Origin of the sequence: Aquabacterium sp. UBA2148 (assembly GCF_002328915.1) — a bacterium.
GTDB lineage: Bacteria > Pseudomonadota > Gammaproteobacteria > Burkholderiales > Burkholderiaceae_C > Aquabacterium > Aquabacterium parvum.
This window is the reverse complement of record NZ_DCXA01000186.1, coordinates 1-655: the sequence shown is the minus strand read 5'-3', so window position 1 is coordinate 655 and position 655 is coordinate 1. Positions and strand designations below refer to the sequence as shown.

Genomic DNA, 655 nt, shown 5'->3' with positions numbered 1-655 from the left:
CTTCGAGTCGGGCGCCATCCTCATCTACCTGGCCGAAAAGACCGGTCGCCTGATGCCCAGCGACGCCAAGGGCCGCTCGCGTGTCATCCAGTGGCTGATGTTCCAGATGGGGGGCGTGGGCCCGATGATGGGCCAGGCCAACGTCTTCTTCCGCTACTTTCCGGAGAAAATCCAGCCCGCCATCGACCGCTACCAGAACGAGTCGCGCAGGCTGTTCGAGGTGCTGGACGGTCAACTGGCGCGCGAAGAGTGGCTGGCTGGCGATTACTCGATTGCCGACATCGCCAACTGGTGCTGGGTGCGCACGCACAAGTGGTCGGGCGTGTCGGTGGAGGGGCTGCCGCACCTGCAGCGCTGGCTGGATGCGATGAAGGCCAGGCCGGCGTGCCAGCGCGGCATCGAGGTGCCTGTCAAAGTGGACAGCCTGGTCACCCCCGACAAGGAAAAGGACGCCAAGGCGTTCATCGAAGCGGCACGGGGGATGGTGCAGCGCTGAGGAACCACGCGACGCTGCGCATGGCTGCGCAGGCCCGGCGGCTGCGTGGCGTGGGCTTCGATGCCCTGGTCTGGCAGGCGCCAGCTACAGCTTGTCGAACGGACTCAGCACACCGCGCCCACCCCGATTCATCACATGGGTGTAGATCTGCGTGGTTTT

General features: G+C 65.3%; 1 protein-coding gene. It reads left to right on the top strand.

Annotation, left to right across the window (positions count from 1 at the left end):
* A partial coding sequence (locus B2W70_RS10490; protein WP_286745526.1) for a glutathione binding-like protein occupies positions 1-496 on the top strand: 496 nt, incomplete at its 5' end.
* Positions 497-655 lie beyond the last annotated feature (159 nt).